Origin of the sequence: Plastoroseomonas arctica (genome assembly GCF_018128965.1) — a bacterium.
GTDB classification, from domain to species: Bacteria; Pseudomonadota; Alphaproteobacteria; order Acetobacterales; family Acetobacteraceae; genus Plastoroseomonas; species Plastoroseomonas arctica.
The window spans coordinates 123,498-142,803 of the sequence record NZ_JAAEDH010000010.1; the positions used below are offsets into that span (position 1 = coordinate 123,498).

The window sequence follows — 19,306 nt, forward strand, 5'->3', positions numbered from 1 at the left end:
AATGTCTGTGCCTGAAATATCGACATGAACACCATTCATAGTGCCGCCCTCGACCTGAACCTGCTTAAGATTTTCGACGCCGTCATGCAGACGCGCAGCGTCTCCCGCGCAGCCGCCCTGTTGGGTGTCGGCCAATCTGCCGTCAGCCACGGCCTTGCCAGGCTGCGCGAGGTCACGCGTGACCCGCTCTTCGTGCGAACCGGCGGTCGGATGGAGCCGACCGTACGTGCGCAGCGCATTGCGGAGCCGATGCGCGAAGCACTCATGCTGGCAACCCGCGTCCTCTCTCCAGACGTGGCGGAACCGTTCGACCCAGGCCTTGGCCGCACGGTGTTCACGATCGGCGCCGGAGATTATGCGGCAAGCGTGCTGCTGACCGCCCTGTTGGCCGAGATCGCATCTTCCGGATGGGATATTGGGCTGTCCGTTTGCCCACTGGATCGGCGAACAGCGTCCGATCTCCTCGACGCCGGTGAAATTGACATGGCCCTCGGCCTGCTACCGAAAGTGCAGCCATGGCAGGAACGCCAAGTGCTGTTCGAGGAGAGCCATGCCTGCCTGTTCGATGGTGCCCAGCTCGGGTTGGCGCCCCCAATCGAACGGGCCGACTTCGCCAGGCTTCCGCACATTGTCCCGTCGCTCCATGGTGAGTTCACGAGCTTCGTGGATGGTGCGTTAGAGACGGATGGTCTTGGCCGCCGCTGCATCATGGCGACGGCACATTTCCTGAGCATTCCGCTGATGTTGAAGACGGTGCCTGCGATTGCGACCCTGCCGATCCGGCTGTCGGTCGCCTGTGCCAACGCGGCAGCGCTGACGGTCAGTCCGCTGCCCTTCGCCGGTCCACGGTTTGATGTGTCGATGCTTTGGCATAAGCGAGACAGCGCTTCGGCTGCGCATCAGTGGCTCCGACACCGCATAGCGACGCACAATCCGCCCGAGCAGTCGCGTTCGAAACAATGAAGCGGTCCCGCCGGGCTCGCAGCGGGCACCGCCCGCCCCGCCTCGCGACCGAGGGGCATTTCTTTATCGCCAATCATGCGGCACGGCGGATGTGGACGGCATCGGCTCCCTCTTCGCTCTGCCGCAAAATGCAGCAGCTTGGTCGGCGCGGTCTTGGAAAGCGCGAGACCGCGCGCTCGCGGTGTGCATGCCTTCGCCCGTCTTCGCGCTTACGAGCCGCAGCAGTGATCCCGGCGTGACCAACATTCGCAACGTCGCCTCACCGAACTGGCGACGTCGGTCGGGGCTGGAAAGCCGATGCGTTGTTCCATTCAAGCGCCTCTCGAAGAATGAGGTGCTGGTGGATGGAAGTCGGCCGCTACGACCTCCAGCGCACGCAAGACGGAAACTGGCTCTGGCACGGCTCCTGCCCAACGTCAGATCGCCAGCACCGCCACCTCGCTAGAGAAATGCTTCAGCACTGCCGCAAGGCCAATTCTACGCTCGAACAGCTAGAGCCCGCGCGCCGGCCCGAGCACATCGCGCCCATTCGCATCAAACTGGTCGCGATGCTCGATGACGCGCACCTGCGCCGCAGATCAGCATGTGATCGACGTAGCCAAATCAAAGCAATTTGCTGACCTGTCTTCTCACTTTGCTCATGGCCGCATTCGAGCGAGTGGTCGGTCATCGGCAGGGAGATCTGTTCGAAACGGTCACGGCAACGAGGCGGGCCTCACCCGCGCTGCCCCGCTCGGGTGCGTCCCGACGGGGCTCCCGGCAGTAGGGGGCCGATGGTCGGCCGCCTGAGACCGGAGACGAAGACAATGAAGCGGGACTGGCCCGCGCACCGAAGACGTTGCCAACTGCGGGCGCAACGCGGTCTTCCGCGCGCTCCTGAAGAACAACCTGATCACCGAGACCAACGGCCAGCGCGAGCATGTCGGTCTGGCGTGGCGGCAGGATGAGGACGGGACCTGGATCGTGGCGCGGATCACCGATGACGGGCTGCGTGCCATCGGCACCAACCCGAACAAGGGCGACGTCGCGCCCGACACGACGCCGACCGCGGCGGTTACTCCGGCGCTGCAGGGTGAGGACGTCCCCGCCGCGGAAGCAGCCCGGGGCGCACCCGTTGGGGCCGAGGCGAAGGACGCGGAAGAGGACCCGGAGGCGGAGTACGACGACCGCCCCCGCCACGAGCGTCTCGGGATCTCCGACGACCTGATCTACGGCCCGCCCGACGAGGCCAACGGCGGATCGCGCTTTTCGCGGATGCAGACGGGCGACGCCACGCTGCTCGACCGAGCGCGCGCCAATCCCACGACGCCGCGGACGGGCCTGCGCGACGCCGCGCAGCGGGTCCTGGCGGCATGGGACGCCAGCCTGGCGCGGGACGCCACGGACAATCCGATCTCCCGCACGATCGAGGCGCTGCGCATCACCCTTGCCGGCAAGTCCGCCCGCTTGCAGCGCGAGCCCGGCGCTCCGCGGAAGCCTCGGGAGGGGACCAAGCAGGAGTTGGTGCTGGCCATGCTGCGCCGCGCCGAGGGCGCCACGGTCACGCAGATCGCCGAGGCGACAGGCTGGGCGCAGCACACGGTGCGCGGCTTCTTCGCCGGGCTGAAGACGCGCCAGGGGATTGAGGTCCAGGTGCTGGAGCGCATCCGCCAAGTTGGCCCCAACAAGCAGGGTGCCAAGGGCAGCTACAGCGTCTACGGGATCACCAGCACCTCGGCGGAGGCTGGCTAATGGCACCAACGCGACAGGTCGCGCCACGCTTCGCGGTCGGGCTCTATCGGGTCTCGACGGCGGAGCAGGGGCAGAGTGGGCTGGGTCTGGAAGCCCAGGAGGCGGCGGTGCGCAGCTTCGTCGCCAGCCAGGACAGGGTGCTGGTGGCCGAATTCTCCGACATCGCCAGCGGCAAGGACGACCGGCGCGCGGGCTTCCAGGCAGCGCTGCTGAATGCTGCCAACTCGGCGGGGTGCTCGTAGCAGCCCGGCTGGACCGCATCACCCGATGTGCGCACACCCTTTCCCAACTGCTGGAGGATGGCGTGTCCATTCGCGCCGCCGATATGCAGGGGGCGGACGACCTGATGATGCGGATCTTGGCGGCCGTGGCGCAATAGGAGTGGGACTTGGTTAGCGCCCTCTCCGAGGCGGCCATGGAGGCTGCCAAAGCGCGAGGCGTCGTCCTGGGCGGCCGTCGTGGTCACAAGCACCGAGCCGCGCCCAAGTGTGGGAGCGCTATGCTCCGCCAGTATTGACCACCCGCGACAAACGGTCAGCGCGCGCTGCGCTTCGCTGCGCTGCGCGCGCGCAAAATCAGCGCAATTCCTCGTTCAGTGTGTTGCGTTTGCGTTCCTAGCCGCCTTATGTCGTTCATGCGGTATGCGACGGTGAGGGCCCCGTAAAGGCCATCCGCATCATCATTGAGCGGATCGCCAAAATTTACGGAAGACAGCAATGAGCACAAGCGCCTCGATTGTTTCATCGCACAGCATTGAATTTCTCAAGGTGGTCACTTCCCTCGGGCCGGATGCGGTCATCGGTCTTTCCCTCAATGGTCGGGAAGGCATCTCAGAGCTTTACAATTTTGAGTTGGTTTTCATTTCTAATCACACCGACATCAAACCCGATCAACTCATCAGCGATAGCGTCTCAATCCGACTCATGCCGGAGGCGTCAACACCCCGTTTCTTCCATGGAAGGATTGCGCGCGTTTCGGCGGGACCGATGCGGAACGACGGCTTCCGGTTCTACCGTGCTGAAGTTGTGCCGTGGTTGGCGTTCCTCGCCAACAGTGTTGACTGTCGAATTTATCAGGATAAATCTACTATCGAGATCATCGAATCCGTATTCAAGAACTTTGGCTTCAGTGATTATCAAATCAATCTGTCTGCAGCTCAATATAAAAAGCGTACGTACTGCGTCCAATACAGAGAGACCGCGCTGGATTTCATCAGTCGCCTGTTGGAAGAGGAGGGCATATTCTACTTCTTCCGGCATGAGGAAAGTCGGCACGTCATGGTCCTGGGAGACCTGAACGCGGTTTTCAAAGACTTGCCATCCCCTCACAACAAGCCCCGCTTCGCGCCCGAAGGATCAACGTGGGAACATTTTCGCTCCGGCGAGGTGCAGAGCTGGGACCGCAACTGGCATTTCCGGCCCAGCCGTTGGGCGCAGCGCGACTTCAACTTCGAGCGCCCCTCCGACCGGATGCAGGCGGATGTCCAAACCCTGCTCAAGGTTCCCAGGGCCAGCGAGTTCGAGCGCTTCGATTATCCGGGGCGGTATTCGGAGAACCAACAGGGCCGCGAGATGACGCGGCGACTGATGGAGATCGAAGAAGCCTCTCACCACCTGGTCGAAGGCCGCGGAGGGTGCGCGGCCTTTTGCGCCGGGGGACGGTTCGCCCTGCAAGATTACCGCATACCCGGCGAGGCGGACGCGCCGCATATCCTGCGCCGCGTGTGGCATGATGTGCGCGAGCCGGCGGATCACGTCTCAGGCGAAAGCGCCGGATACGAGAACCGCTTCGAGTGCTTCCCCCAGGACGTCCGGTTCCGGCCGGCGATCACCACGCGTCGCCCGCAGATGAGCGGACCCCAGACCGCCACCGTCACCGGCCCGGCGGGCTCCGAAATCTTCACCGACAAGCACGGCCGCGTAAAACTTCGCTTCCATTGGGATCGAAACCCGGACGCGAATGAGGATAATGAGAGTTCCTGCTGGGTACGGGTGAGCCATGCCTGGGCAGGGACCGGCTACGGCTCCATTCAGATCCCGCGCATTGGCCAGGAGGTGATCGTCGATTTCCTCGATGGCGATCCAGACCGCCCGATCGTGACCGGGCGCGTCTACAACGCTGACCAGATGCCCCCGCACGGCCTGCCCGGGGCGGCGGTCAAATCAGGCATCAAATCCAATTCGACCAAGGGCGGCGGCGGTTCCAACGAGCTCACCTTCGACGACACCAAGGGCAAGGAGAAGGTCTATCTCCACGCCCAGTACGACATGGAGACGGTGGTCGAGCACGACGAGACCCAGCATGTTATCAACAACCGCAAGATCAACGTGGACGGCACCCATACAGAGACGATCAAGGGCATCACCAGCATCACCGTCGCGGAGGGCAACTACACGCATTCGGTGGCCGCCAATACGGCGTTGCGCTCGTCCAAGAACCAGCACAAGATCACGTCAACCGCTGCCGACGTGTTGGTCACGGCCAAGACGCAGATCAAACTCGAGGTCGGCGACAGCAGCATCACAATGCTGGCCGACGGAACCATCACAATCCAGGGCAAGAACATCTCGATCTTGGGCAGTGACTCGGTCACCGTCTCATCGACGAAGGTGCAGATCACCGGAAGTGGAGAGGCAAAGATCGGCGTCGGCAGCCAGGCCACGGTCTACGACAAGCAGAAGGTGGCGACCTCGGGGGCCGCGATCAACTCGGCCGCGGTGGGACAGCACGAGATCACCGGCGCAATCGTGAAGATCAACTGAGCGGCGCTGAGGAGGGTCAATCCTCTTCAGACAGGGTGTCGGTGACCCCGCCGGCAGCGTAGAGCCGCGCGACCTTGCCGCGCGTCCAATCAGGGATGCCGTCGAAAAGGCTGCGGTCGATGGGGGGCGTCGCGTCGTGCAGTCGCGCGAGTGCCAGGTCGATCACGTCGATTTCCTTGTCCGAACACTCCATCGCGTTGTGGTAGATCGTGGCCATCAGTATCCCAGGCCCGTCGAGCACCCCCACAATGAAGGCCGGCTTCGCCTTTCCGGGCTCGGCCAGGACGCGCATTCCTTTCGTCAGCACGCGGGCAATAGCAACGAGCGCGAAGTCACGCTTAAAGACAAGCTTCTCGCCGCCGGGATCCGGCTTTTCGAAAGTCGCCACCCGCTCGCGTACAGCTGCAACCCGAGCGGGCTCAGGGCTGCTTCCGCGCGCCGCTGCCCAGAGGAGTTCCACGCCCTCACGCAACAACGGCTCCTGCCCGAGTTGTTCGGTTGCGCGCTTATGCCGCTGCGCTTCAGCAAAGCAGCGCTCGGCACAGAAGGCGATATAGGCAAGGCGAGCCTCGTAGCCGACGGCCTCGAGTAGCGCCTCGCGATCCTCCATCTTGATCATCGCTGCATCTCAGCTACCAAAAATCGCCGTGCCGCCCGGGCTGTTGACCGTGGGCGGACACGTTGTCGTTGTCGCCGCCCCAACCGCCGCCCTTCTCGCCCTTCTGCTTCCAGGGAGTCTGAATGGCTTTACTGCAGCCTTCGCAGCATGGTCGCGTCGGCGCTATGAAAGCAACCCCCTTGGCGTCATCGTCGCAGTCCACCGCACGCAATCCGCGCTGCTCGGCGTGCTTGTGTGTGGTCGGATCCTCTTCGCCATTAGGCTTGGTACGTGGGAAACGCCAGTCATCGTCGTTTTGGCCAACAGGCTTCGGTCGGTCATCGCCGTGACCCACAATGCGCGCACCTTCCGGAATCTGTTCCCGCACCCGCTTTGGCATGTTGGCCGGATTGACGTTGCCCGTGACAACGACCTCGTAGGTGCCATCATTGCGCAGGACCACCATGGTCGCAAGCGTGACCCCAGCAGCGTTCAGCGGATGCATTTCCTCGTTATCGACAGCCTTCTGCATCGCCTTGCGCAGGTTGTCGGCGACCTCCTGCGCCTCCTTCTTTGCGGCCGTCAGGGCGGCATCTTTCCCGTCATCCTTGATCATCGCCTTTTTCGCGCAGGGTGCGAGCCCGTCAACATCGACCGTGTCGAGCGGCCGCGCCGGGTAGCCGTAGAGGTTGAACCCACCCTCGATGTCGCGCGGATCGACCTGGATATAGCGACCTAGCACTGGGCTGTAATAGCGGTGACGGTTATAGTGCAGTTCCGTCTCGGCATCGTAATAGTGCCCGGGCCAGCGCAGGTTCAGCGTTATGCGCGCACCGGGCGAGATACGCGTCTCGCCATACGGCGCAATCTCGGCTCGCCACAGTGGCCGCCCCCCGTGATCCTCGACCAGGACGGGACATGCGACCTGGTCGGTGAAGACGTGGCGCAGCACGCCGGCGGCGGGATCGGCACCCAGATGGGCGTAGTCGACGAACGCGAAGGGGCTCATCGCGTCGCCATCGGCGTAGACATAGACGCGCAGAGCCCCGCCCGGCGCTATCTCGGCGGCCAGACGCTCGCCGTCCCAAACGAACTCTGTGCGCCCCTCGGCCGAAGTCTTGGCTTGGCGGCGGCCGAGTGCGTCGTAGGCGAAGCTCACGCTGCCCTGCGGCGTCTCGCACGCGATGAGCCGGTCCTCGGCATCGTAGCGGTAGCGTGTTATCCCCCCATCGCTCCATTCCGAGGCGATGTGGTCGCGCTCGGTGTAGGTGAAGCGCTGCCCGTTCGCGCCGGTAATACGGTTGCGCAGGAACGACGCCTCACGCAGCGCGGGTGCCGCGGTGAGGTTGCCGGCGGCGTCATGGCTGAAGCGCTGACTGGCGCCTCGCGGCCCGTGCGCTGCGATCAGGCGATGGGCGGCGTCGTAGTGGAAGACCCGTGCGCCGGCTGTGGTGTCGGTCGCGGTTAGGAGGGCTCCGACCGGCGAGTAGCGGTAGCTGCGCGCCCAGACTGCGTAGGATTCCGTCCCGTGGTAGCGCGCCTTTGCCAGGCAGCGGCCATCCCAGTCGTATTGCACGAGCTCCTTCACGCCGTTCGCGCGCTCGAACAGGAACACGCCGGTCTCGAGCTGGCGCACCGCGTGGCGGCCGCCGGACGGGTCGGTGATGGTCCGCCGCATCCGGTCCGGGTCGGTGGCGTAGCGTGTGACGTAGCGCTCGAGCACGATGATCGCTGCGAGCTGCAACCCGGCATAGGCGCGCTCCGTGCCCCGCCCGTCCTGAAGGTCGCGCACCCTGTGGCCGACCGAGTCATAGGCGATGGCGAGCTTCGGGCCATCCTCGGCGGCGACATCGGTGAGCCGGCCGCGCGCGTCATAGGCGCATTGCCGCTCCGCCCCGCCGCGGGGGGCGACGATCAGCGGCCGCCCATGCGCGCCAGGGAGGAAGGTTACGCGCGGCGCTTCGTCCGGCCCGCCGAGCTCGGTGAGCCCCGTCGAGAGATCGTAGCGGAACCAGTCACGTGCGCCATTGTCGCGGGCGCGGCCGACTAAGCGGTCCTTGAGGTCGAAGGCATGCGCGGTGATCGTGCCGCCGGCATCCTCGGCGCGGACCAGTTGCTCGGTCGGGCCATAGGTGAACTGCGTCGCGTGGCCGAGAGGTGAGGTCTCCCGCACTAGGTGGTTCCAGGAGGCGAAGTCGTAGCGCCACTCCGACCCCGCATGGTCGACGTGGCGGATGACATTGCCGTTGGCGTCGTACTGCCAGCGGCAGCGCGCCCCGTCGGGGCGGATATGGCCGATGAGGAGGCCGAGCGGGTCGCGCTCCACCCGTCCAGCGGGCACCGCCTGCGCCATGCGCTTCTTCGGCATAGGCATGGCCGGCCGCGCCGGCAGCGCGACCTGATCGGCGAGAGGGGAGGCCGGGCGCGGGGCCATCCTCGAGGGTGTGGCAGGGATCGCGGCGCCGTCCTCTCCGGCGAACTTCAGCGTAGCGAGGGCGGCTTGGGGCAAGCTTGTTTGCCAGAAGCGGTGCGCGTCGCGCGGCGGCAGGGTAATGCTCGCAAGATGGCGGCCGGCCGCGTATCCGTCCCAGCCCATTGGCTGGCGTGGATAGGCGAGTGCGTTTGCGGCCGTGAACCAGGGGTCGCCGAGCGGCAGGCACACGCCGGCAGGAGGGCCGTAGGGTGAGCCGACAAAACCACTCTCATCGTCGAGCACGGTGCGTAGGGTCTCTCCCTCAGGCCCCGTCTCGGCGGTGAGCGAGCCGTCCGGGCCGTACTCGCGCTGGGTGATGCCGCCATAGGGGTCGACGATGCGGGTGATGCGATGGTCGGAATGGTGGAAGTTCCACAGTCCGCCATCGGCGCGCTGCACCTCAGTTCGCTTTTCACCGGCCTGGAAGCGCAGCCGCACGGCCTGCACCCCGCCCTCGCCTGATGACCAGACGCAGCGGCCTAGACGGTCATACTGCATCGCGAACCGGTAGCCGTTATGGTCGGTGCGCCGCGTCATGCGGTTGGCCCCGTCAAAGGCAAAGAGTTCGGCGTTCGCGCGCGCATCGGTGACGCGGACGAGGTTGCCTCGCGCATCGTACTCGCCCTGCCACAGCCTTCGCGACTCGCCGCCGATCGCCCATTCGAGGGCGAGGATGCGTCCAGCGCCGTCCTGGTGCACATGGAGCGGCGGCTCGTCGCCATATGTGAGCAGCGCCATGGCACCTGCATTGTCGTAGTGGAGCTGCTGGAAGGCGGTGCCGCGGAACAGTCGAATCAATCGCGCGGGGCGTTCGGGATGGCCAAACTCGAATTCGACCTCGGGCTCGCCAGCGGCCTTGGCGCGGAAGGTAGCCTGGCCGGTGCGCTCGAGTCGGGCAGCGGCGCTGGTGCTCACCCTCTGGCGCGCGGTCGGCAGGACGAAGCCGTGCCTAGTCCCGGAGGGGGTGGTGTAGCTTAGCCCGTCGAGGTCGAAGACGAGGCGGTGGTCGTAGGAATGGGTCTGGCCGCGCCCGAGCGGCAGCGCCTCGCCGGCGCGGCGCGAATCATAGTAGCGGCGCCAGTGGAAGGGCACGTCCCAGGCGAGATGCAGGTCGAGCGCCACATCGAAATATGCCCCCGTGACGAGGTTGATCGGCATGCCGCCTCAGCCCGGGCAGGACCCGGTGCCGGCGCCTTCATCATCCGGCGGCTTTGGCGCCGCCTTGTAGCGCTTCAGCCGGTTCAAGAGCGCGCTCACCGGGTCGGGGATGTTGATCATGGGGAAGCCGCCAATAAGGACTGTCGCGTGGCTTGGATCGATGATGGCGCCGATGCTGCCGGTCGGGGGCAGGGTGGGGTCCTTCCACATGGTGGCCTCCACGGCGGCCTTCGCCTGGTCCATCGCCATCTGCGCAACCTCCATAGCGGCTGCGAGCGCCTTGCCCGAGGCCATCGCCGCGTCGTCCTCGACGGCGGCTTCGGCGACATTGGCGGCGATCCCGAGCACGCCGCCGGCGATCCCCGCCACGTGCATGGCCTTGGAGGCGACGTCGGCCGCCTTCCCGATCGCCGCCATCACCTTGCCGGCCGGAATGGAGGGCGGATCGGGAATGTTTTTGCATGCGACACAGATGTCACCGAAGCGCGCTGCCCGCGCGCCGCCGAGGAAGACGTTGGAGGAGCCGGTCTTGATCTTGAACCAGGCCGGTGGGAGGCCCATGCAGGTCGGCGCGAGGCCGATGTCGTCGCACCGCGCGGCAGGCATCGAGTTGATGAGCACGCGCGGCGTCACGCCCAGCAGTACCGCACCCATGCTCGGGCAGGGTGTCGGCGGAACCGGGGGCGGGCCGCTCGGCGGATGGGTGGGGTGCGCATGGGGCGTGCCGAGGTACATCGATCCGAGCGTTGCCGCGGGCAGGCTCGGCATCATCGCCGCGAGCGGCGCGGTCAGATCCGCGAAGCCGACATCGAGCGCGGTCTTCAGGCTGCCAAGCGCGCCCATAGCCGCGCCGACGGTCGCCTGCGCGGCACGGATCACCCGGGCTGTCTTCTCGCCCGCAGTGGGGGGACGCTCGTTGGGCTCGCCTTTGTGGGCGGGCGCATTGATGTTGCTCCAGGCATCGGCAGCATCATGCGCCGCCTTTCCCTGTTGCCCGAAAACGGCGGCCACGTCGCTCCCGGTGTTGCCGGCACGGCCGACGCCTGTCTTCACCTCGCCGATGCGCTTGTCCACAGCGACGCGGAGCCCTTCCGGAATGGCCATGATCAGATCGGCCCCGCGTGTCCGAGATCAACGAGCTGATCGCGGCGCTCGCGCGCAGCCTCGACCTGACCGGTTTCCCGGTAGTGCCGCGCTAGCCGGAGCACCAACCCTCGGCAGGCCGGGACATCTTCAAGCTGCGCCGCAAGCACCGAGCCTCCGATCCAGCTTTGCTCAGCCAACTCGTAGCGGTGCTGTGCATGCTGGCAAACCCCGCGAAGTTCGAGTGCCTGGATCCGCATCGGAGCGTTCCGCGCGAGTATAGCGAGCTGCTGCGCCATTTCGAACCAGGCTTCCCCTTCCGCGCAGCGGTCTTCCTTCAGGCGAAGCCGGCCTATTCCCATGGTGAGGTTAAGGTACAGGGGCACGGGCAGGTGCGTTTCCTGCCCCGCGAGCGCGAGGGCACGCTCATATGCGTCGCCGGCGCCCGCCAAGTCGCCCATCGCCTCCGCGGCCTCGGCAACCCCGCCGAGGGCGACGGCCGCGACGCCGCTGCCAGTGGCGTCGTGAAAGCGGTGCAGCAGCGCGTATTTCTCGCGAGCGTCGGCGTGGCGGTGTAGCGCCTGGTCGACGCCGGCCATGACCATCAGCGTGCCCATGCGCTCATCGAGCGCAAGGGTGTCATCCTCCGCGGTGGCGGAGAGGTGCCTTTCGACCGCGTCCGGCCCAAAATCCGGCGTGAAGCTGCGTACGCGGGGTTGCGATTGGAGAAGCGCGGCCCCCGGGTCGTCTGGACCGACGCAAATGACGAAGCGCAGACGCTGGCACCACGGGCGCGGTAGCTCGTGTCGGATCAGTTCCGCCATCAGGGCACAGAACGCGGGGCCGTCGTGGAGTTCGAGTGGATTGAGAACCCAAACCGAGGCGCCGATCGCAGGGTCGGGCAGCATTTCGCGCGAGAAGGTACAGGCTTGGCGCAGGCGGTCGGCGGGAGTGCCCGGACGTTCTTCGCCGGAAGTGCGCGGATTTGGCGGCCAGGCGACAGCACCCTCCTCCTCGAGGGAGAGCCGCACGGCCTCCTGGCGTGTGAAGAAGGCATCCGTAATCGCCTCCGCGTAGGATTCTGAATCATGAAATGCATCGGGCATAATCCAGAACAGATCGGCGGCCGACTCAGCCTCCACGCTCTCGAGTACCGTCAGTATCGGCAGGGTATCGCTAGCGTTGCAACGCAGGAGCAACGCGACGTCCGTGCGTTGGGCAATGAAGCTGCGCAATTCTTCGGCAACCACATCAAGGATTTCTTGCATCGGATGCTTTTCTTACTCAATCCCTGGTCGTCAAACAAAATAGATTTGTATACGACGCAGGAGAAGGTTTAGTAGAGCATGAAATAAGGTCTCTGTCGTTGTAATTCCATATCGCTCGCGATTACCGTCACCGAGCACGCCTAGCGCTTCGCGCCCATCTGCCGATGGTAAACATCGGCGAAGAAGCGGACCTGAGCCTCCAGTCTCACGGTCCCTCACCAATAGTCGTTCATTAAGCTGCTGCGGCTGACGCGGCGCTGGGACTCCGGACGAGGCTTAGCGGCGGGCGGTAGGCCAGCCCAGGGCACGCCAACATTCGGCTCGTGCGGCGCCGTTGTGGGGTGCTGCGAGGCATCGACCGTGAAAGTGGCTTGTTCGCCGGCGAGAGGCGGGATTACGCTCGCTATCGCAAGTTCAGCGGCGAGCCTCTGCCAGCGGCCCTGTCCCCAGCCATCCATACCCAAAGCGGCGGCAGCAGCGCGGGCATAATGAAGTTGCCCCGCTTTTGTGGACGGTTTGCGGGTAGCGATCAGTCCTTCATGCGCATTTTCCTCGCTTCGTATTCGATAGGCGAGAGGTAGCCCAGGGCGGAGTGGCGCCTGGTCGGGTTTTAGAAGCCTTCGATGAAGTGGAACACTGCCATGCGTGCCTCGGCCTGGGAGCGGAAGCGGCGCCGGTCGAGCAGCTCGCACTCGAGCGTGGCGAAGAACGCCTCGGCCATGGCGTTGTCATAGGCATCGCCGACCGATCCGGTGGACGGGCGGACGCCTGCTTCTCGGCATCGCATCCCGAACGCCAGGGACGTGTATTGGCTTCCCTGGTCGGAGTGGTGCACGACATCGGAGGGTTTCCTCGTGGTCAGCGCCATGTCGAGCGCGTCGAGGACCAGGCGCGTTCGCAGGTCTGTGGCCATCGCCCAACCGACGATGCGTCGGGACCAGGAATCGAGCACAACAGCCACAAACAGGAAGCCCGCCGCGGTCGGCACGTAGGTGATGTCGGCCACCCACAGCCGGTTCGGACCAGGCGCGGTGAAGACCCGGCCGACAAGGTCGTTGGCCGGCGTGTGCGTCGGCTCGCGACGTGTCGTGGTCGGAAACCGCCGGCGGGAGACACCCCGCAGCCCGGCGTGGCGCATCAGCCGCGCGAAGCGCTTTCGGGCGATCGCCGTGCCCTCGGCCTGCAGCTCAGCATGCACCCGCGGCACGCCGTAGGTGTTGTGCGAGCCCGCATGGATGGTCCGGATCCGGCGCAGAAGGAGGGCATCGGCCTGGGCATGGGCCGAGGCCGGCCGGTGGCGCCAAGCGTAGTAGCCGGATGCCGAGACCCGAAGCACGCGGGCCATGACACGGATGGGGAATTCGGCCTGGTGCGCGCTCATGAATTCGAAGACCCGGACGGGGTCTTGTCCCTCGCGAACCAGGCCGCCGCCTTTGCCAAGATGTCGCGCTCCTGGCGCAGGCGATGGTTCTCACGGCCATGCAAGGAACTGGGCTCGCCGCACGAGTTATAGAGACCCGAGCGCTCTATGCGGTGGTGCTCGCCTGTTGCGGCGATCACCAAGCTGCAGAAAGCGAAGTGGCGCGGCTGCGACCGTTTGAAGAGGCGATGGCACCGGGGCATCGCGACGCGTTTCAGAACCAGAAGCGGCTTATCGAGACTTTGCGGCGGTTCGGGGGGCCGAGTCAGCGGGAAGTTAACATCCCCGCCTCCCTGCAGACGCTGATCGATAAGCGTCGTGGTACGCCGGGCGCCGTCGAGCCCCGTAGGAAGGTAGGGCGTAACGAGCTCTGTCCGTGTGGCGCGGGTAGGAAATACAAGCAATGTCATGGACGGTGAGTTTCGTCCCCCACGGCTAAACCTCATCGACATACGGCTCGGGGTTAGTGGCGAAAGCTGTTCCCAGATGCCTATTGGCAACCGGTCGGCTTGCTAAAACACTCGAAGGATTGCTTAGCCTAGAGGATACAATATCAACGCGTTACACCTTGAGGGTTAAATCGTACTACCCCCAAGCTTCGGAGACTTTCGCGCCTCTGGAGAGCGATTTCCGGGATCGTCGCGTTCTCCAACTCTCAAGCCACCACTTCAAAACCGCAGGAAACCTCCGGTTTAGGGCGCCATCGACGCGTGGGAAATGTGAGGTTGGGAAACCGACTGGAGCGGGCGAAGGGATTCGAACCCTCGACCCCGACCTTGGCAAGGTCGTGCTCTACCCCTGAGCTACGCCCGCGCTCCTGACGTTGCGACTCTCTACCATGATCGTCCGTGATTGCAAGTTGCCGTCTCCGTCCTGCCATATCCAACACGCCGTGGCCCCATTCGGCGCATGCAACGCTTGATTTGCGGCCGGCCAGCCCCGACACTCTCCTCTCCATGCTCCAGCGCCCCACCAAACGCCCGCAGTTTTTCTACACCACCGCGCCCTTGCCCTGCCCCTATCTGGCCGGCCGGACGGAGCGCAAGGTGGTGACCGAGCTCTCTGGCGGCGACGCCGAGGCGCTGCACGACCGCCTCTCCCGGGCGGGCTTCCGGCGGAGCCACAACATCGCCTATTCGCCGGTCTGCCCCGGCTGCCAGGCCTGCATCCCGATCCGCATCGTGACCGAAGCCTTCCTGCCCGACCGCACCCAACGCCGGGTACGCCGCGCGAACCTCGATCTCACGGGCCATGAATCGCCCGCCCGTGCGACGTCGGAGCAGTTCGCGCTGTTCCAGCGCTACCAGCGGGTGCGGCACGGCGATGGCGACATGGCCTCGATGGGCTTCTACGACTACCGCGCCATGGTCGAGGACACGCCGATCACCACCGGCATGGTCGAGTTCCGCGACACCTCGGACCGCCTGGTCGGCGCCTGCCTCACCGATTGGCTCAGCGACGGGCTCTCGGCGGTGTACTCATTCTACGACGTCGGCGCCGATGCGCGCTCGCTCGGCACCTACACCATCCTGTGGCTGGTGGCCCGTGCCCGTGCGCTCGGCCTGCCTTATGTCTACCTGGGCTATTGGGTGCCGCAGAGCCGCAAGATGGCCTACAAGGAACGCTTCCGGCCGAGCGAGATCCTGACCGGCGGCGCCTGGCGGCCGCTCGAGACCGCCACCGCGCCGCTCGCCCACGCGCTGCCCTGAGGCGTACGCCCTACTTGCCGGCCGGGCTGTAGCCCGCCGGCGGCGCATTCGCCGCGCGTGCGATCCGCACCCGATCCGTGTAGGACAGCGCCACGCGCTCGCCGACCTGTAGGCCCTGCTCGTTGGTCTGGATCACCGCCTGGTCGGGGCCGTCGTCGGAGCGGATGATGAACTCGACCGCTTGGCCGCTGGTGACGCCTTCTTCCACCACCGTCCCGGCGATGCCGCCGAGCAGCGCGCCTGCCACGCTGCCCACGGTGCGGGCGCGCCAGTCGCCGCCGATGGTGCTGCCGATCACGCCGCCACCGACAGCGCCCGCGGTGGTGCCGAGCCCGCTGCGGGTGCCCGCCACCTGCACTGGCCGCATGCCGACGATGGTGCCGTAGCGCACGTACCCCTGGCTGCCGACGGCATAGGTGCTGACCGTGCTGTTCTGGTTCGCCGGGCCGCAGGCAGCGACGCTGCCCACCAGCATCAGGGCAGCGGCAAGGCGAAGGGAAAGGCTGAGGCGCGTCATCTGATACTCCGGCTCGGCAGAATGATTTCGCTATCGCGTCGATATGTATACGCCTGAGGCTCCAAAATGGAAATTCCATGGCTTCGGAATCGCGCGATCGTGCCTGCACGAGGGCTCCGCGACCACACCGGCCTTGGCGGGACGATCACGCCTTCATGTCGCCACGTTACAGCAAGATGCTTGACCTCTCGATGAGCCTTCCTTTACGGCTTGGCGCAGTTGCCTCGCGTAAAGCATGAAGACTGCTCACCGAGATCGAGTTTGCGCGGCATCGGGGGATGTCCGCCAGGCCCGTCACTGCCGATTGTGTGCCGATCATGATGTGGGGGGCGCGCCTGACTTGGCGCCGCCGTTGCAGGGGAGACTAGGGGATGCTGCCTTCAGCGAAGGCCTGCGCCCGTTCGGGGCGTTTCTGGCCGATGGCGGCTGTCGCGATGCTGGCGCTGCTTGGCGCCTGCGCACAGCAGGCCGGCCCCACGACCACCCGTTCGGCCTCGCGCCCTGTGGGCTACGATCCGCCGGGTCCGCCGGGCGATCCCTGGGGCCCCTATATTCGCGAGGCCTCGCGCCGCTTCGATGTGCCGGAGCGCTGGGTGCGTGAAGTGATGCGCCAGGAAAGCGGTGGCCGCTCCACCGCCACCTCATCGGCCGGCGCGATGGGCCTGATGCAGGTGATGCCGGGCACCTATGCCGAGCTGCGCCGCCGCCACGGCCTCGGCGATGATCCCTACCATCCCTATGACAGCATTATGGCCGGCACCGCCTACATCCGCGAGATGTACGACCTGTACGGCTCCCCTGCGTTCCTTGCCGCCTACAATGCCGGCCCGCGCCGGCTCGAGGACTATCTCTGGGCCAGCCGCGGCCTGCCCAACGAGACGCGCAACTACGTGGCCCGCATCGGGCCCCGCATCGAAGGTGCCTCGCCCACGCGCCGCGCGCCGCCTGAGGTCTACGCGGCCGCCGAAATCCCGACCAACATTCCGCCCGGCCCGCGCCGGATGGATTCCGCGACCATGCTGGCGCTCCGCGAGCAGCGCCAGCAGCGTGACAGCGCGCCGTCGGTCATGGTGGCGCAGCAGCAGCTGCCGCCCGGCCCGGTCATCCGCATGGAGACGGTCGATACGCAGCCTGAGTCGAGCTACCAGGTGGCGAGCCTCGCGCCGCTGCCGCCGCCGGGCGCCGTGATCCGCATGGATCCGATCCCGGACGGCAGCACCTATGACGCGCCGCGCGCCTCCCCGGCCCTGGCGCCGAGCTACGCGGCACCGGCGCCCGCCCCGAGCTACGCGCCACCGCCGTCCGTCAGCTATGCCGAGCCGCTGCCCCTGCCGCCCGCCGCGATCACCCCGCGCGGGTCGCGTGGGTCCGCCTTCGCCGCCAACGCAGCGCCGCTTCCCGGCCCGGCGCCGCGCGGCAGCCGGAACCAGGCCTTCGCGGCGCTGGTGCCGCCACCGCCGCCGCCGCATGCCGCGCCGGCCACGGGTCGCAGCCTTGGCCTGATCGGTGCCGCCCAGGCGAGCAGCCTTCCGGCCGCCCCGCGCGGCGCAGGTGCGAGGCAGAACTGGGGCATCCAGGTCGGCGCCTTCGCCTCGGAGAATGTCGCACGCAGCGCGGCGTCCCAGGTGCGCGACCAGGTCGCGCAGCTCGGCAGCCGCACCGACGTCCAGCCGGTGAGCCAGGGCAGCACCCGGCTGTACCGCGCGCGCGTGACCGGTATCTCGCGCGAAGCGGCGGAACAGGCCTGCGCCCGTTCGCGCTCGCGCGATTGCACGGTGCTCTCGCCCTGAGCTGAAGCCCGGCCGCCGTTATTCGGCGGCCGGCTCCATCGCCGGGCGCATCATGTAGTCGCGCACGATCGGCACGGCATCCACCTGCGACGACAGCAGCAGCTGGAACACCATGTTCGACCCGTTCTGGAAGCCGACATCGACGGCCGCCAGGTACCATTCCCACATGCGGCAGAAGCGTTCGTCGTAAAGGGCCGCGGCCTGCGCCCGGTTGGCCGCGAAGCGCCGGCGCCAGTGCTGCAGGGTGTAGTGGTAGTGCAGCCGCAGCACCTCCATGTCGGCCACCCACAGCCCCATGCGCTCGGTCGCCGCGAACACCTCCGACAGGGAGGGCACATAGCCGCCGGGGAAGATGTATTTGCGGATGAACGGCCCGGTCGTCCCCGGCGGCCGCATCCGGCCGATGCAATGCACCATGGCGAAACCGTCATCGGTGAGCAGCGAGCGGATCTTGCCGAAATACGCGTCGAAATTGCCGATGCCGACATGCTCCATCATACCCACCGACACCACCCGGTCGAAGCGGCCTTCCAGCACGCGGTAGTCGAGCTCGCGAAACTCCACCAGTCCGGCGACACCCGCCTCCTCGGCGCGGTCGCGCGCGACGCGGATCTGCTCGGGCGAGACGTTGATTGCCACCACCCGCGCGCCCGTGGTCTTCGCGATGTGGATCGCCATCGAGCCCCAGCCCGAGCCGACCTCGGCCACCACCATCCCCGGCTTCGCCGCGAGCTTGGCGGTGATGCGCGCGAGCTTTGCCTCCTGCGCCTGCTCCAGCGTGTCGGTCTCGGGGTGTTCGAAGAAGGCACAGGAGTAGTTCAGCCCGGCATCGAGGAACAACCGGTACAGCTCGGTCTTGAGGTCGTAGTGGTGCCGCGCATTCTCGGCCGCTTTGCCCAGCGGGTTAGCCTGGTGCCAGCGCTTGAGCCCGCGCCAGGCGCTGCGCAGCAGCTGCTGCGACGGCGCCGAGGCCAGACCGGAGCGGTTGTAGGAGAACAGCGTCATGAAGTCGCCGACGTCGGACCCGTCCTCGAAGGTCAGCGTGCCGTCCATATAGGCTTCGCCGGCGTGCAGCTCTGGGTTCAGCGCGATCCTGTTGTAGAGCTTCGGGTCGGAGATCCGCAGCGTCACCACCGGCCCCGGGCCCTGGCCGCCGAATACGTGCGTCGTGCCCTCGGCGTCGATGAGGCGCATCTGGCCGTTGCGGATGAAGCGCGTGAGCAGGTTGGACAGCAGGCGCATGCGCGGCTCCGAGGATTGGTTCTCCGTCTCTAGCCTAGCCGTGTCGTCGCTCCAACCACACGCTGGCGGCGGCGGCGCAAGGCGCCCTAGCATCGCCGGCGGACATGAGGGAGGCGGCGATGCGTGGCATCACACTGGCGATCCTGGCAATGCTCGGCTGCCTCGGCACCGACGCCCGCGCCCAGCCCGAGGCACGGCCCGAACTCCTGTTGCGCGATACGATCAGGGGCATGCCGCGCGGCGAGCGCCAGGAGATCCAGGTGCTCACCGCCACCATCGCGCCCGGCCAGGCGACGGTCTTCCACACCCACGCCTTCCCGGTGATCGTCCACGTCCTCGAAGGCACGTTTACTCTGGAGCTGGAGGGCCTGCCCACGGCGGTGGTAAGCGCCGGGCAGGCGCTGGTCGAACCACCCAACGTGCGCATGACCGGCTACAACCGCGGCGCGGGCCCGCTGCGGGTGCTGATCGTCTACGTTGCCGATCCGGGAACGCCCTTCCTGCATCCGGTGCACTGAACCCACTGCCTTGGTTGACCGGCGCGGAGCCCTGCCGCAGGCTCGCGCCCAAGAAAATGCCCACAGGGAAACGC

The 19,306-nt window shown here is 66.4% G+C and carries 14 protein-coding genes, 1 tRNA gene and 1 pseudogene; 8 read left to right on the plus strand and 8 right to left on the minus strand.

Annotated elements, in window-relative coordinates; translation table 11 throughout:
• Positions 1–24: 24 nt before the first annotated feature.
• The 4 genes from GXW79_RS10595 to GXW79_RS10610 all read left to right on the plus strand — a co-directional run bounded on the left by GXW79_RS10595 (position 25) and on the right by GXW79_RS10610 (position 5,456).
• Entirely contained in the window at positions 25–963 is a 939-nt protein-coding gene (locus tag GXW79_RS10595; RefSeq protein ID WP_211874357.1) for a LysR family transcriptional regulator, read from the plus strand.
• 963 nt (positions 964–1,926) lie between these two features.
• A complete protein-coding gene (locus GXW79_RS21795; protein WP_211874358.1) occupies positions 1,927–2,694 on the plus strand; it encodes a DUF3489 domain-containing protein in 768 nt (255 codons plus the stop codon).
• Positions 2,694–2,936 carry a recombinase family protein gene (locus tag GXW79_RS10605; protein ID WP_211874359.1) on the plus strand — a complete coding sequence of 81 codons (243 nt, stop codon included), beginning with the start codon at positions 2,694–2,696 and terminating at the stop codon, positions 2,934–2,936. Before GXW79_RS21795 ends, GXW79_RS10605 begins: the two co-directional genes overlap by 1 nt.
• Positions 2,937–3,410: 474 nt before the next feature.
• Positions 3,411–5,456, plus strand: coding sequence for a type VI secretion system Vgr family protein (locus tag GXW79_RS10610; protein WP_211874360.1), 2,046 nt, complete (start codon positions 3,411–3,413; stop codon positions 5,454–5,456).
• 16 nt (positions 5,457–5,472) lie between these two features.
• Here the strand turns inward: GXW79_RS10610 and GXW79_RS10615 are convergent, their stop codons facing one another.
• From GXW79_RS10615 to GXW79_RS10635, 5 genes and pseudogenes are all read right to left on the minus strand, one after another.
• Complete coding sequence (locus GXW79_RS10615; RefSeq protein WP_211874361.1) at positions 5,473–6,075, minus strand: hypothetical protein; 603 nt, start codon at positions 6,073–6,075, stop codon at positions 5,473–5,475.
• Between the two features lie 13 nt (positions 6,076–6,088).
• Positions 6,089–9,685, minus strand: a complete 3,597-nt coding sequence (locus GXW79_RS10620; RefSeq protein ID WP_211874362.1) for an RHS repeat-associated core domain-containing protein — start codon at positions 9,683–9,685, stop codon at positions 6,089–6,091.
• Positions 9,686–9,691: 6 nt separating this feature from the next.
• Positions 9,692–10,789: a PAAR domain-containing protein gene (locus GXW79_RS10625; RefSeq protein ID WP_211874363.1), complete on the minus strand. Its 1,098-nt coding sequence runs from the start codon at positions 10,787–10,789 to the stop codon at positions 9,692–9,694.
• A gap of 2 nt (positions 10,790–10,791) precedes the next feature.
• Entirely contained in the window at positions 10,792–12,036 is a 1,245-nt protein-coding gene (locus GXW79_RS10630; RefSeq protein WP_211874364.1) for a tetratricopeptide repeat protein, read from the minus strand.
• A gap of 529 nt (positions 12,037–12,565) precedes the next feature.
• Positions 12,566–13,725 (minus strand): annotated as a pseudogene (locus GXW79_RS10635) (IS3 family transposase).
• Between GXW79_RS10635 and GXW79_RS21440 the strand changes: the two are divergent.
• Positions 13,645–13,875 (plus strand): SEC-C metal-binding domain-containing protein, encoded by a 231-nt coding sequence (locus GXW79_RS21440; protein ID WP_246503913.1) that lies wholly within the window; start codon positions 13,645–13,647, stop codon positions 13,873–13,875. The pseudogene GXW79_RS10635 and the gene GXW79_RS21440 overlap by 81 nt on opposite strands.
• A 319-nt stretch (positions 13,876–14,194) precedes the next feature.
• On the opposite strand, the gene GXW79_RS10645 is transcribed toward GXW79_RS21440, so the two are convergent.
• Positions 14,195–14,269 (minus strand) — tRNA-Gly (locus tag GXW79_RS10645).
• Positions 14,270–14,412: 143 nt separating this feature from the next.
• Between GXW79_RS10645 and GXW79_RS10650 the strand changes: the two genes are divergently transcribed.
• Positions 14,413–15,165 (plus strand): arginyltransferase, encoded by a 753-nt coding sequence (locus tag GXW79_RS10650; protein WP_211874366.1) that lies wholly within the window; start codon positions 14,413–14,415, stop codon positions 15,163–15,165.
• A gap of 10 nt (positions 15,166–15,175) precedes the next feature.
• Here GXW79_RS10650 and GXW79_RS10655 read toward each other — a convergent pair whose 3' ends face one another.
• On the minus strand, positions 15,176–15,682 hold the full coding sequence (locus tag GXW79_RS10655; RefSeq protein WP_246503899.1) for an outer membrane lipoprotein: 507 nt from the start codon (positions 15,680–15,682) through the stop codon (positions 15,176–15,178).
• Positions 15,683–16,053: 371 nt separating this feature from the next.
• On the opposite strand from GXW79_RS10655, the gene GXW79_RS10660 reads away from it, so the two are divergent.
• Positions 16,054–17,472: a lytic transglycosylase domain-containing protein gene (locus tag GXW79_RS10660; RefSeq protein WP_211874367.1), complete on the plus strand. Its 1,419-nt coding sequence runs from the start codon at positions 16,054–16,056 to the stop codon at positions 17,470–17,472.
• Positions 17,473–17,490: 18 nt separating this feature from the next.
• Here GXW79_RS10660 and GXW79_RS10665 read toward each other — a convergent pair whose 3' ends face one another.
• Complete coding sequence (locus tag GXW79_RS10665; RefSeq protein WP_211874368.1) at positions 17,491–18,714, minus strand: SAM-dependent methyltransferase; 1,224 nt, start codon at positions 18,712–18,714, stop codon at positions 17,491–17,493.
• Positions 18,715–18,833: 119 nt separating this feature from the next.
• Here GXW79_RS10665 and GXW79_RS10670 point away from each other — a divergent pair, with 119 nt between their 5' ends.
• Entirely contained in the window at positions 18,834–19,232 is a 399-nt protein-coding gene (locus GXW79_RS10670; RefSeq protein ID WP_211874369.1) for a cupin domain-containing protein, read from the plus strand.
• Positions 19,233–19,306: the final 74 nt, after the last annotated feature.

Coding starts and splice junctions, on each gene's coding strand:
- GXW79_RS10670 (WP_211874369.1), top strand. CDS start 18,834: ATGCGTGGCATCACACTGGCGATCCTGGCAATGCTCGGCTGCCTCGGC.
- GXW79_RS10595 (WP_211874357.1), top strand. CDS start 25: ATGAACACCATTCATAGTGCCGCCCTCGACCTGAACCTGCTTAAGATT.
- GXW79_RS10655 (WP_246503899.1), bottom strand. CDS start 15,682: ATGACGCGCCTCAGCCTTTCCCTTCGCCTTGCCGCTGCCCTGATGCTG.
- GXW79_RS10665 (WP_211874368.1), bottom strand. CDS start 18,714: ATGCGCCTGCTGTCCAACCTGCTCACGCGCTTCATCCGCAACGGCCAG.
- GXW79_RS10625 (WP_211874363.1), bottom strand. CDS start 10,789: ATGGCCATTCCGGAAGGGCTCCGCGTCGCTGTGGACAAGCGCATCGGC.
- GXW79_RS10615 (WP_211874361.1), bottom strand. CDS start 6,075: ATGATCAAGATGGAGGATCGCGAGGCGCTACTCGAGGCCGTCGGCTAC.
- GXW79_RS10610 (WP_211874360.1), top strand. CDS start 3,411: ATGAGCACAAGCGCCTCGATTGTTTCATCGCACAGCATTGAATTTCTC.
- GXW79_RS10660 (WP_211874367.1), top strand. CDS start 16,054: ATGCTGCCTTCAGCGAAGGCCTGCGCCCGTTCGGGGCGTTTCTGGCCG.
- GXW79_RS10620 (WP_211874362.1), bottom strand. CDS start 9,685: ATGCCGATCAACCTCGTCACGGGGGCATATTTCGATGTGGCGCTCGAC.
- GXW79_RS10630 (WP_211874364.1), bottom strand. CDS start 12,036: ATGCAAGAAATCCTTGATGTGGTTGCCGAAGAATTGCGCAGCTTCATT.
- GXW79_RS10650 (WP_211874366.1), top strand. CDS start 14,413: ATGCTCCAGCGCCCCACCAAACGCCCGCAGTTTTTCTACACCACCGCG.
- GXW79_RS21440 (WP_246503913.1), top strand. CDS start 13,645: ATGGCACCGGGGCATCGCGACGCGTTTCAGAACCAGAAGCGGCTTATC.
- GXW79_RS10605 (WP_211874359.1), top strand. CDS start 2,694: ATGGCACCAACGCGACAGGTCGCGCCACGCTTCGCGGTCGGGCTCTAT.